Source organism: Acaryochloris thomasi RCC1774 (assembly GCF_003231495.1).
Lineage (GTDB): Bacteria > Cyanobacteriota > Cyanobacteriia > Thermosynechococcales > Thermosynechococcaceae > RCC1774.
In genome coordinates, this window is the sequence record NZ_PQWO01000012.1 from 100,967 (window position 1) to 112,523 (window position 11,557).

At 51.9% G+C, this 11,557-nt stretch carries 12 protein-coding genes; 7 read left to right on the plus strand and 5 right to left on the minus strand.

The genetic code is table 11. The features are described 5' to 3' along the window. Nucleotides 1-89 precede the first annotated feature (89 nt). Genes ebsA through C1752_RS17950 form a run of 3 tightly spaced genes read left to right on the plus strand, consistent with a single transcriptional unit; the run spans nucleotide 90 to nucleotide 1,807 of the window. Nucleotides 90-470, plus strand: a complete 381-nt coding sequence (ebsA, locus tag C1752_RS17940) for a type IV pilus biogenesis protein EbsA (protein ID WP_110987434.1) — start codon at nucleotides 90-92, stop codon at nucleotides 468-470. Between the two features lie 27 nt (nucleotides 471-497). Next, complete coding sequence (locus C1752_RS17945; protein WP_110987511.1) at nucleotides 498-1,580, plus strand: phosphotransacetylase family protein; 1,083 nt, start codon at nucleotides 498-500, stop codon at nucleotides 1,578-1,580. Further along, nucleotides 1,577-1,807, plus strand: coding sequence for a TIGR02450 family Trp-rich protein (locus C1752_RS17950; RefSeq protein WP_199464438.1), 231 nt, complete (start codon nucleotides 1,577-1,579; stop codon nucleotides 1,805-1,807). Before C1752_RS17945 ends, C1752_RS17950 begins: the two co-directional genes overlap by 4 nt. Here the strand turns inward: C1752_RS17950 and C1752_RS17955 are convergent. Beyond that, nucleotides 1,804-2,145: a translation initiation factor gene (locus C1752_RS17955; RefSeq protein WP_110987436.1), complete on the minus strand. Its 342-nt coding sequence runs from the start codon at nucleotides 2,143-2,145 to the stop codon at nucleotides 1,804-1,806. The two genes, C1752_RS17950 and C1752_RS17955, sit on opposite strands and share 4 nt — an antisense overlap. A 92-nt stretch (nucleotides 2,146-2,237) precedes the next feature. Between C1752_RS17955 and leuC the strand changes: the two genes are divergently transcribed. Continuing rightward, nucleotides 2,238-3,641 carry a 3-isopropylmalate dehydratase large subunit gene (gene leuC, locus C1752_RS17960; protein WP_110987437.1) on the plus strand — a complete coding sequence of 468 codons (1,404 nt, stop codon included), beginning with the start codon at nucleotides 2,238-2,240 and terminating at the stop codon, nucleotides 3,639-3,641. 100 nt (nucleotides 3,642-3,741) lie between these two features. Next, complete coding sequence (locus C1752_RS17965; RefSeq protein ID WP_110987438.1) at nucleotides 3,742-4,740, plus strand: glycosyltransferase family 2 protein; 999 nt, start codon at nucleotides 3,742-3,744, stop codon at nucleotides 4,738-4,740. Nucleotides 4,741-4,750: 10 nt separating this feature from the next. Here the strand turns inward: C1752_RS17965 and cax are convergent, their stop codons facing one another. Continuing rightward, nucleotides 4,751-5,842 carry a calcium/proton exchanger gene (gene cax / locus C1752_RS17970; protein WP_110987439.1) on the minus strand — a complete coding sequence of 364 codons (1,092 nt, stop codon included), beginning with the start codon at nucleotides 5,840-5,842 and terminating at the stop codon, nucleotides 4,751-4,753. Between the two features lie 413 nt (nucleotides 5,843-6,255). Here cax and C1752_RS17975 point away from each other — a divergent pair, with 413 nt between their 5' ends. Both C1752_RS17975 and C1752_RS17980 read left to right on the plus strand, forming a co-directional pair. Further along, nucleotides 6,256-8,952, plus strand: a complete 2,697-nt coding sequence (locus tag C1752_RS17975; protein WP_110987440.1) for a DUF3536 domain-containing protein — start codon at nucleotides 6,256-6,258, stop codon at nucleotides 8,950-8,952. Continuing rightward, nucleotides 8,949-9,740 (plus strand): sulfite exporter TauE/SafE family protein, encoded by a 792-nt coding sequence (locus C1752_RS17980; protein ID WP_233501699.1) that lies wholly within the window; start codon nucleotides 8,949-8,951, stop codon nucleotides 9,738-9,740. Before C1752_RS17975 ends, C1752_RS17980 begins: the two co-directional genes overlap by 4 nt. A gap of 16 nt (nucleotides 9,741-9,756) precedes the next feature. On the opposite strand, the gene C1752_RS17985 is transcribed toward C1752_RS17980, so the two are convergent. The 3 genes from C1752_RS17985 to C1752_RS17995 all read right to left on the minus strand — a co-directional run bounded on the left by C1752_RS17985 (nucleotide 9,757) and on the right by C1752_RS17995 (nucleotide 11,362). After that, nucleotides 9,757-10,110, minus strand: coding sequence for a hypothetical protein (locus C1752_RS17985; protein ID WP_146242372.1), 354 nt, complete (start codon nucleotides 10,108-10,110; stop codon nucleotides 9,757-9,759). A 220-nt stretch (nucleotides 10,111-10,330) separates the two neighbouring features. Further along, on the minus strand, nucleotides 10,331-10,687 hold the full coding sequence (locus tag C1752_RS17990) for an MGMT family protein (protein ID WP_110987442.1): 357 nt from the start codon (nucleotides 10,685-10,687) through the stop codon (nucleotides 10,331-10,333). A 12-nt stretch (nucleotides 10,688-10,699) separates the two neighbouring features. Further along, nucleotides 10,700-11,362, minus strand: coding sequence for a riboflavin synthase (locus tag C1752_RS17995; protein ID WP_110987443.1), 663 nt, complete (start codon nucleotides 11,360-11,362; stop codon nucleotides 10,700-10,702). Nucleotides 11,363-11,557: the final 195 nt, after the last annotated feature.

Below are 11,557 nucleotides of genomic sequence, written 5' to 3' on the forward strand. Positions count from 1 at the left end.
TTGGGCCAGATCGCAAGAATCAAGAGGCATTGGCCCATACTGCATATATAAAGATTTTTCAGTGCATCATCTGTAAGGACCAGTTATCTATGGCTGCTGTGATCGAAACCATTCAACCTGCCCCACCGAGAGATGTGAATGTCTATCTCCCCTACTATCAGGGCGGAAAGCGAGACCTTCTCCCCTTGGCAATTTCGCTCTACCAGCAAGGGAACTTAGAGGGGTATCGGGGCATTGAGGGCGGGGATAATATTCCTTTCGTCTCAACCTGGAACGTTTCCAGTCTTCCCGCAGACCTGACCCGCTGCCGCATGCAGTTTGAGAGCGACTCCGATTTAAGCTATGAACTCACGATCACCAATTTTGAGTTCATAGGGTTCTTGATCGAAGTAATCACGAACTATCGACGTTCCAAAGTTGCCGACTTCCCTAAGACCTTTTATCGTAAGCTTTTAAAGCTAGAAGATTGAGTTTAGCTCATCCACTTGGGAAGGGATATCGCTGTGAAGCATCTGCTGATTGGCTCATTGGAAGCATATAGTGGCAAGTCAGCTACGATTTTGGGACTGGCACAGCAGCTACTCTCTAAAGATTTACAGGTCGCCTACGGTAAGCCGGTCAGTACTTTAACGGCACCCTCATCCCCCGATGGTGCAGATGAGGATATCCAGTTTCTGAAAAAGACGCTGGGCTTGGCCACCTCCCAGCTCCGGCCGACAATTCTCTGGCTCGATACACCACGGCTTCTGCAGCGAATGCAAGGTGGTGACCAAATAGACTATCAGCAGCAGCTCGGTCAATACGGTGAGGGACATGAGGGCGATCTGGTTGTTCTAGAAGGCCCTAGCACACTCAATGAAGGCCAGCTCTTTGATTTATCGCTAGCTCAAATGGCTGCTGTTGTCGATGCTGAGATTGTTCTAATTGTGCGCGGTCATTCTCCAAAGCTCGTCGATGCGCTGGTGGATGCCAAGCGATGTTTAGGAGATCGGCTGCTGGGAGTATTGATTAACGATATTCCTGACGCGCAGTTTGACACGTTTACAAACCAGGTGAAGCCCTTTTTAGAAGCGCAGCAGATTGCGGTTTTTGGATTGATGCCTCGCAGTTCACTGCTGCGGAGCGTTAGTGTCCAAGAGCTAGTGGAGCAGCTTCAGGCAGAGGTTCTTTGTGGCGGAGACCGTTTGGGCCTAATGGTGGAGCAGCTCACGATTGGGGCCATGAACGTTAACTCTGCTCTCAAGTATTTTCATAAGGCAATCAACATGGCGGTGGTCACCGGTAGCGATCGCACCGATCTCCAGCTTGCCGCCTTAGAGGCTTCAACCCAGTGCCTAATTTTGACAGGCCGATTTGCGCCGAACACAATTGTTCTCAATCGCGCTGATGATCTAGAAATTCCGGTGCTGTTGGTGGATTCAGACACGCTAACCACTGTCGAAATTGTGGATCGGGCCTTTGGACAGGTGCGGCTCCATGAGGCCGTCAAAGTGGAATACATTGAGCATCTGTTCAAGGAGCACTTTGATCTCGATCGTTTATTGACGCTGTTAGGGCTAGCACCCGCGCTGTCGGCGTGAAGAAGCAGAAGTTCCCTCATCTTTTGGGGTCTAAATGGACTGCCCGAGAGACAACCTTTGGCTGGCGACATTTCCGGGTGATCAGTCGCAAGAATGAAGGGACGTTAGTGTTTGCCGAGCTCGTGTCGGCCTGTGACCCCAGCGTTCGATTTTGGACAAGTACAAAATCGTTGGGCGATCGCGACCTCTGGCAGCCGGGTTGGAAAACTTTAAAAGAGCAGGCTTAACCGCCGCTCACTTTGACGGGGTACCCGAGTTTCTTTAGCGCTTCTGCTAGCTTCTGGCTGTGATCACCTTGAATTTCAATGGTCTGCTCTTTAACGGTGCCGCCGCTCCCGCACTGACTTTTCAGCTTCTTTGCTAGCTCTGTCAGTTTGGCGGCTGAAATCTGAAAACCGCTCACCACCGTCACTGTTTTGCCTTTACGGCCCTTTCGAGAGGCCTGCACCGTCAGCTTTTGCTCTGAGGTCGGCGGGTCCGGTCGCGAGAGGGGATTGGCTTCAGCACCACCAAACTCACTGTAGACAGCGCGGTCGGTGGCGGGGTTTTGCTTTGAACGTTTCATGGCGCACGTTTTCTATACTTTTGGGCTACGGTCGTGTCGAGAGGGATTTGAGATAAGATCGGAGCCTGACCGTTTACCCTATCACCCATACCATGAGCCAAGGCACACTGTTTGATAAAGTCTGGGATTTACACACGGTGGGGGTTTTGCCCTCCGGTCAGACTCAGCTATTTATTGGTTTGCACTTAATTCACGAGGTCACGAGTCCCCAGGCATTTGCCATGTTGAAGGAGCGAGGGCTAAAGGTTCTCTACCCACAGCGGACGATCGCAACGGTAGACCACATTGTCCCCACTGAAGATCAGGCTCGCCCCTTTGCCGATGTGCTTGCAGAGGAAATGATGCAGGCGCTAGAGCAAAGCTGCAAAGAACACAACATTACCTTCCACAATATTGGCTCGGGCAATCAGGGGATTGTGCATGTGATTGCCCCAGAACAGGGACTGACGCAGCCAGGGATGACCATTGCCTGCGGAGATAGTCATACGTCAACTCATGGAGCTTTTGGTGCGATCTCATTTGGTATCGGCACCAGCCAAGTCCGTGATGTCCTTGCCTCTCAGACCCTCGCCCTCGCTAAGCTGAAGGTTCGCCGGGTCGAAGTCAACGGCTCCCTCAGGTCTGGGGTATACGCCAAAGACGTAATCCTCCACATCATTCGCAACTTGGGCGTCAAGGGCGGCGTGGGCTACGCCTATGAGTTTGCAGGGACTACCTTTGAGCAGATGAACATGGAAGAGCGGATGACCGTCTGCAATATGTCCATCGAAGGTGGTGCGCGGTGTGGCTACGTGAACCCTGATCAAATTACGTTCGATTATATACAAGGTAAAGACTTTGCCCCCAAAGCAGCAGACTGGGAGCAGGCCGTTTCATGGTGGACCAGCCTCCAAAGCGATCCAGATGCCGTATACGACGATGTTGTTGTATTTGACGCTGCAGACATTGCCCCCACCGTCACTTGGGGCATCACACCCGGCCAAGGAATCGCTGTCAATGAGGTCGTTCCACGACCTGAGGCTCTGCCAGAGTCAGAGCGCGTCATTGCCTCTGAGGCGTATAAATATATGGAGCTAGAGGCCGGTGCGCCTATACAAGGTACAAAGGTAGACGTCTGTTTTATCGGCAGCTGCACCAATGGACGGCTGAGCGATCTGCAAGAAGTTGCCCACTTTGCCAAAGGGAAGCACGTTGCCAAAGGCGTAAAAGCCTTTGTTGTTCCGGGTTCTGAACGGGTCAAGCAGCAGGCTGAAGCTGAAGGTTTAGACAAAATCTTTCAAGAAGCTGGTTTTGAATGGCGTGAGGCAGGCTGCTCCATGTGCTTAGCCATGAATCCCGACAAGCTACAGGGCAATCAGTTAAGCGCCTCATCTTCTAATCGCAACTTCAAAGGGCGGCAAGGCTCATCTTCAGGACGGACGTTGCTCATGAGTCCGGTGATGGTGGCGGCCGCAGCCGTAACCGGTGAAGTTACCGATGTTCGCAGTTTGATCTAGAGGTGTTTTCTGCGAAATATTCTCCGTCTAGCTTGCGAACCCTGTATATATGCTGCGCTTTATATATACAACGTAGCTTGGGAATGTCAGCGTAAAACCGATGCTCAAACCTCAGTATTCCTTCATTGTTCCTGTTTTTAATGAAGAAGAGACCCTTCCTGAGTTGTATAAACGGGTGAGTGCCGTTATGGATCAGATGGACGGTCCCGTCGAGCTGGTTCTAGTGAATGATGGCAGCAATGATCGATCTTTAGCCGAGATGCGGGTGCTTCGGCAGCGGGACTCACGGGTTTGCTACGTGAGCTTAGCGCGCAACTTCGGCCATCAGACGGCCGTGACGGCGGGGCTAAATTTTATTCAAGGTCAAGTTGCGGTGATTCTCGATGCCGATTTACAGGATCCGCCAGAGTTGATTCCTGAGATGGTTGGTCTATGGCAACAGGGGTATCAAGTTGTGTACGCACAGCGGTCGAGGCGTCGTCATGCAGGATGGTTTAAAAGACTGACGGCCTATGGCTTTTATCGCATTCTGCAAAGATTGTCAGATGTCACAATACCCAGCGACACCGGTGATTTTTGTTTGTTGGATCGTCAAGTCGTTGATCTACTCAACGCAATGCCAGAAAGAAATCGCTATATTCGCGGGTTGCGATCGTGGGTTGGTTTTAGGCAGACGGCCATTCGCTTTGAACGAGATTCTCGCTTTGCTGGTGAGGTCAAGTACACCCTGCGTAAGTCCTTCGCCCTAGCAATTAACAGCATCCTCTCGTTTTCACAGGTGCCGTTGCGCTTGGCAACATATCTAGGGCTGCTGTCAGCCAGTTTTGCCCTAATCATGATGTTTGTCGTGCTTTACTGGCGATTGTTTAGTATCTCCCCTCAGCTTGTTGGGTTTAGCATTATCACCATTGCCCAATTTTTTCTGGGGGCCGTACAGCTAATCTGCATCGGAATTTTGGGGGAGTACATTGGGCGCATATACGAAGAAGTCAAAGCTCGCCCTTTATACACAGTTAGCGAGATTGTAGGTCTTAGCAACACAGAAGACAATCGACGCGAATCCTTGCCCTGTTATCGGAACAAGGACTCTGGCGTATAGAGTAACGAGGCTAGCTAGCAGGTAGAAAATAGAAAGAAAGCCCAAGGACCACGTAGGCCGCAAGCAGCAGAATACCTTCTAGCCAGTTCGATTTGCCATCAGAGCTGATCGAATTGGCAATCAAGACTGCGACGACAACCGCCACTAGCTCAAACGGATTGAAGTCTAGATCCATTGGCTGCCCTAAGAACCAGCCTGCAATCACTAGGATAGGGGCTACAAACAGGGCAATTTGTAAGCTCGACCCCACAGCCACCGAAACAGAAAGGTCCATTTTGTCTTTCATGGCTACGGTGACGGCGGTGGTATGTTCTGCTGCATTGCCAATAATCGGTAGCAAAATGACGCCAGTAAAGAGTGGCGTTAAGCCCAACTGTTCTGTTGCCACCTCTAAACTGCCGACCAAGAGTTCAGACTCTATGGCGACGGCTAAAGTTGCAGCCAATAAAACACCCACCCATAGCTTCAAATTGGGGGGGGCGTGTTCTGCTGCCTCAACTTCCTTTTCCTCAGTACCCGCAACACCCACGTCGTAGAGATAAGAATGCGTCTTCATTGAGAATAGAAGTGTGAGACCGTAAACCAGAATTAAAACAATGGCCACGCCAATCGATAATTTTTCAATCTCGTTGAGTGCCAAGCCCCGGTCTGAAGAGAACTGAATCGCGGTGGGCAGCAAAATTGCGATCACAGCTAAATTCATTGATGAAGCGTTAACGCGAGCCACCACCGGCTGAAACTCCTGTTCTTTGTAGCGCAGTCCCCCTAGGAACATGGATAAACCCATGACCAGTAAGAGGTTGCCAATAATCGATCCGGTAATGCTGGCTTTGACCACTTCCACCAGTCCGGCGCGGAGGGCAATCAAGGCAATGATCAGTTCTGTCGCATTGCCGAATGTGGCGTTGAGCAGCCCACCTGCAGAGGGACCGACAACCACAGCGATCTCTTCTGTTGCAGCCCCCATCCAAGAGGCGAGGGGGACGATAGCCAATGCTGACAGAATGAAAACCGTCAGCGATCCCCAATGAAGTAAGTGGGCGGCAATGGAGATAGGGATAAAGACGAGCAGAGCGATAAAGATACGATCTTTTAAGGTCACAGATTTCAGCCTAGGTAGCAGCAATCAAACAGGGAAACTTCAAAAGCCCTCCAATTTTGGGGGATTGAGAGGGCGAACGCAACAGCACATCTGGAACCGACTCTCAGAGGACAATCGCTTGATGAGCAGGAAGGAACTCACATATGCTCCATCTATCACTAATGAATGCTACTGTGGTCTCCCATTTCTTTGAGAAACCTTAAGTTCTGAGCTGGGATCAACATTTTTGAGTGGGGATCGCTTAGCTTGGGCCAAGATATTGTACCCACCGTAGTCCTAGGCGTCCTGAATGCTTCCTCGGTTAAACCGCTTGGGAAATTCTGGACCTAGCAGACCGAGAAATTTTGATAGACCGTTGCTTCGAGTCTGGAGTGTCCTCTGCCTCGAACTGTTCTAATTTGGTAACCTCTCTCATGCAGACTCTACAACCCGATCATAGTGTTGAATCGGCTTCACGACCGTTTAATAGCGCGTCGGAGACTCTAGCCTCGCCCCATATATCGAAGGATTTGGGCGTTTACATCACGGTTCACGGCCACTTTTATCAGCCGCCCCGCGAGAATCCCTATTTGGGGATCATTGAGGGGCAATCCAGTGCGGCCCCTTTCCGCAATTGGAATGAACGCATCCACCACGAATGCTATCGCCCTAATGCCTTTGCTCGGATCCTTAATGATCAGGGTGAGGTTGTTGATATCGTCAACAATTTTGAGTACCTGAGCTTCAACATCGGTCCGACGTTGATGAGCTGGCTAGAACACTACGATGCGGAGGTCTACCAGCGTATTCTAGAGGCAGATCGCAAAAGTTGTGAGCGTCTCAATGGCCACGGCAATGCGATCGCACAGGTCTATAACCACATCATCCTGCCCCTCGCCAATGAGCGGGATAAAGTCACCCAAGTCCGCTGGGGTAAAGCTGACTTCCAGGCTCGGTTTGGTCGAGAGCCAGAGGGCATGTGGCTCGCGGAAGCTGCTGTTGACTACCCAACACTGGAGGTGCTGATTCAAGAAGGGATTCGCTTCATTATTTTGGCCCCTTCCCAAGCGGAGAAATGCCGTCCGCTGATTTCTTCTGACGCTATTTCCTCTGAAGTCTCTGACGACCCCTGGTATGCGGTGGGAGGCGGTCAAATCGATCCGGTGCGCCCCTATCGCTGCTTTTTGCCGGACGGAGATCGCAGTTGTGACTACATCGATATCTTCTTCTACGACGGCCCGATTTCGGCTGATATTGGCTTTGATGATGTGCTTAGCACCTCAGGCAACTTTGCCGGTCGTTTAGGCCAAGCTGTTCGTCAGCAACACGACGAGGCACAGATCATTTCCGTGGCCACCGATGGCGAAACCTTTGGTCATCACAAATCAGATACGGAAAAAGCCCTTGCCTATGCCTTAACAACAACCTTCCCAAAGCAGGGCTGGACGGTCACCAACTATGCTCACTATCTGAGTTTGCACCCGCCCATCTGGGAGGTGGAGCTAAAATCTGTGACGGCCTGGAGCTGCGCCCACGGTGTGGGTCGCTGGCAAGATGACTGTGGCTGCGGGGGGGAAGGCAGTCTCTGGCACCAGCAGTGGCGGCGTCCCCTACGGAATGCTCTAGATTGGCTCAGAGACCAGCTCAGTGCGCTTTACATAGAAAAGGGAGAACCCCTGCTCAGCGATCCCTGGCAGGCGCGAGATCAGTATGTTCAAGTTTTGGGTCAGCCCCCGATCTCAACCCTGTGGGATGATCACGCGGATGACGATCGAGTCATGGAATTCTTGCAGCGTCAGCAGCAGCATCCGCTGACGGCTGAGGAACAGGTCGATGCCCTGCGGCTGCTAGAAATGCAGCGCCACACGTTATTGATGTATACGAGCTGCGGCTGGTTCTTTGCTGAACTCTCTCGCCCAGAAGGGGTTCAGATCCTACGGTACGCGGCGCGCGCTATTGCCCTAGCGGCGGATGTAACCGGCATTGATTTAGAGGCAGACTTTATCCAGCGGCTGGCTTTGGCCCCTAGTAACGTGGATGCATTTCAAAATGGGGCTGGTGTCTATGAGCAACTGGTGAAGCCGTCTCAGGTCAGTCTGCAGCAGGTGGCGGCCCACTACGCGATGAATTCGCTCTTTAATACCTATCCCGATCAGGAGCGTATTTATTGCTACCAGGTCCAGAAGCTGGACTATCAACTACAGCACATTGGTTCTCTGACGTTGGCGGTGGGACAGCTCTGCCTGACCTCTGAAGTAACCCATGAGTCGGAGCAGTTGGTCTTTGGAGTACTGCATCTAGGAGGCTGGGACTTCCATTGTGGGGTACAGCCATTTGCAGGCCGCAAGCATTACGCCGAGGTTAAGGAGCAGCTATTTAACGGGCTACATCAGGGGGTTGCTCCCGTTGTGTTAGCCCTTGATAGAACGTTTGGTTCTCGCCACTTCGGTCTGCAAGATCTGTTTCCTGATGAGCGCCAGCGGATGATGACGTTGCTGACCCAAAGTACGCTCAATCGCTTGGACCAGCTCTATTCACAGGTTTACCGCGATAACTATGGGGTCTTAATGGCCTTCCAGCAGGATAATCTGGCGGTGCCGCAGCCTTTGTTAATGGCGGCTCAGGTGGCACTTAGTCATCGAGCGATGCATGCCCTTAGAGGTTTGGAGCAGGATCTGAGCAGTATGGCAGCGGACGAGAAGCTGGGGAGTCGGTATTTTGTGGAAGTGGATGCGATCGCAACCGAAACCAACCACCTCAACTGCACCTTAACCCTCGAAGGGGCCGAGAAATCACTGGCAGATCTAACCTTACGGCTCCTTTGGCAGCTCCTGCAAGACGAAGATCTTGAACATCTACAGATTCGGCTGCAGCACCTCGACCAGCTCCTAGCCGTGGGACCAAAACTCGGTTTAACCCTGTCTCTAAACCCTGCACAGGAACTCTACTTCCACCATTTGCAGACGCAGCTTGTCCCTCAGTGTCAGCAGTACGCTGCTGAACCAGGTATAGAATCCTTAGTAGACAAAGGACAGGCTAGGATACCTAAAGCACAACTGCGTCAGCTTCTTAAACTAGGTCAAAAGCTGTCGGTTGCTGTCGATCCTTTTGTAGACATGCTAACTGGGTGATCACCGCTCTCATTTCGACGAAGGCCCTGCTGCTGCTCTCCGGATTGGCAGCAGGGCTTTTAGCGGGTGTTCTCGGAATTGGTGGAGGTGTCCTCTTGGTGCCGCTATTGGTGGGATTTGGCTACCCGCCAGTCCAAGCAGTGGGCACCAGCACCCTCGGAATTCTGATCATTGCCTTTGGCGGTACGCTGCAAAATCTGCGGTCCGGCTATCTCCGCCTCAACTCAATTTTGATGTTAGGTCTACCGTCGATCGTCACAGCCCAACTGGGAGCCTTCTGCGCCAGTCAAGTCTGGGAACCGCTCTTGCTAGGTTCCTTTGGGCTCCTGCTTTGGGCCACGATTTATTTAGTAGATTTGCGGAAAAGGCTGACTCGTTTACCCGGCGGCTCTAAGATGCAGCCCACGAGGAATCCACTGTTTGCCCGCCTCACCACCGGCAGTCTCTCAGGATTCCTGGCTGGATTTTTTGGCGTTGGTGGGGGTGTGGTGCTGGTGCCACTGCAGATTTGGCTGGTGGGAGAGTCGATGAAGGTGGCCATTCAAACCAGCCTAGGCGTAATTATGATTACGGCACTGTCGGCGCTGGTAGGACATGCGATCGCAAATAATGTCTTGCTCACCGAAGGCTTGCTCGTAGGCATCGGTGGATTTTTGGGCGCGCAAATCAGCACCCGTTTCTTGCCCAAACTCCCTGAGCAGATTGTGAGCCGGTTGTTTCGCTCCATGCTGGCCCTGCTATCAATTTATGTTTTCTGGCAGGCTTGGCAGCTAATGAACGCAGCTTAAGCGGCCTTACACGCCCCTAAAGTCGCCAGAGTGAGAGATCCCCCTCATCCGTATCATCCAAATATTGACCCGTTATTTGAGCCACCGTTTGCGGATCGCGTCGCCGCCATTCCTGTAGCGTCTCAGTGCGAATACTCGGGTTGCCATCAACCATATCTAGATCGGCCGCCACGGAGACCAAAGCACCCGCCGCTTCATAGGTTACGGAAACATCGGCTTGCCCCTCTAAAATTGCCATGCGCGCGGTAAAAGCTTGAGGCGTCGCGTTGAGAAGATACTCATGCCCCAGCAGTTCTGAATTGCGATAGATAAGAACATGAACGTCGAACTTAAACGCACGGTCCTTCTTCGAGAGACGTCCCTTAGGCATAGATAACTTCAGCAAACTAAAAACCATTAGCGATAAACCTTTCAGTGAAGGTGACGGAGAAATTGCGGTTCTGGTGCGCCTCAAAACTGGCCCTCTCAAACAGGCTGACCTACGGCCATCACTCCTGTTGCAGTCCGACTCAATCGGTCGAAGGCTATCAACCTTGAACAAAACCAACGGCCCTCTGATTCCAGTGTGCCCTTGCCGAATTCAAAAATCGCTATTTTTGAAGATGAGGGGCATTGAGGGGCATTAATTTTGCTTCCCACTGATACTGTCTTAAATTAATGCGATCGGTCGTATTGAAGATTACATCCTCTTGCTCTAGCAAAATGCGCTGCAGATCGTCACTGCCCTGTCGCTGGGGCGATTGAGAAATTTCACCCTTCGCATTCACAACGCGATGCCAGGGGACATCGGCATCCGGCGCAACCCTAAACAGCGCATACCCCACCTGTCGAGCATTTCGCGGTCGCCCCAACAATGCCGCGATCTGGCCATAGGTTGCCACCTGCCCCACCGGAATTTGGCGGACGAGGTCGTAGATTTGCTCGTATAGCGGATTGTTTTGAGCCATATCACTGTTTACCTATCCAAAACCATGTTCTGCCAGGAACTCAGGCGAAAGGGTTGGCATGGAGGTTGGATGTAGGTCTGGGGCGGGCGTTCTCAGAAATTTAGCGACATATTTGCTCAATACATCGGTTTCGAGATTAACCCAGTGACCGACATGAAGCTGCTGCAAATTTGTCTCCGCAAAGCTATGGGGAATCACGGCCACCGTAAACCAGGTGCCCTCTGTATTGCAGTCAGCCACGGTCAGACTGATGCCGTTCACGGCAATACTGCCCTTCGAGACGATATGGTTTGCCACAGCGGTCGGGGCACCAAAACGAATGATCCAGGACTCACCCGTCTGAATAATTTCTTCCACCGTCCCGACATCATCAATGTGACCAGTGACGAAATGTCCACCCAGGCGGTCGCCGACCTGCAGAGCTGGCTCTAGGTTGACGGGAACTTGAACATTGACCCGCCGCTCTAGGGTGGTCCGCTGCAGGGTCTCCGGCGAGGTCGTGACGACAAATCCCCCCGGTACCAAGGTCTCCACCGTTAGACACACGCCATCAACGGCTACGCTATCGCCCAAAGCTATCGTCTTAACCCAGGGCTGGTGCGGACAGGTCACGAGCAACTGATTGGCCCCTTTGGATCTGAGATAGCCGGTCCCCTGTACAAGTCCTGTGAACATGCTCCATCCTGTGAATCAATATACTGTTACATTGCCTTGAGTATTTTTCCCGATGTCAAATCCCCTTTGAGATCGCTACGCTCAAGGCAGAGGCTTTCTCTGTGCCATGACATTCAGATTAAGCAGTGGTCTTGGGAGATAATGGTAAATCATCTGACTCTTAACGAAATTATAGAGATGATTTGGGTTGACCAT

Coding starts and splice junctions, on each gene's coding strand:
- ebsA (WP_110987434.1), top strand. CDS start 90: ATGGCTGCTGTGATCGAAACCATTCAACCTGCCCCACCGAGAGATGTG.
- C1752_RS17955 (WP_110987436.1), bottom strand. CDS start 2,145: ATGAAACGTTCAAAGCAAAACCCCGCCACCGACCGCGCTGTCTACAGT.
- leuC (WP_110987437.1), top strand. CDS start 2,238: ATGAGCCAAGGCACACTGTTTGATAAAGTCTGGGATTTACACACGGTG.
- C1752_RS17965 (WP_110987438.1), top strand. CDS start 3,742: ATGCTCAAACCTCAGTATTCCTTCATTGTTCCTGTTTTTAATGAAGAA.
- C1752_RS17975 (WP_110987440.1), top strand. CDS start 6,256: ATGCAGACTCTACAACCCGATCATAGTGTTGAATCGGCTTCACGACCG.
- C1752_RS17985 (WP_146242372.1), bottom strand. CDS start 10,110: ATGCCTAAGGGACGTCTCTCGAAGAAGGACCGTGCGTTTAAGTTCGAC.
- C1752_RS17990 (WP_110987442.1), bottom strand. CDS start 10,687: ATGGCTCAAAACAATCCGCTATACGAGCAAATCTACGACCTCGTCCGC.
- C1752_RS17995 (WP_110987443.1), bottom strand. CDS start 11,362: ATGTTCACAGGACTTGTACAGGGGACCGGCTATCTCAGATCCAAAGGG.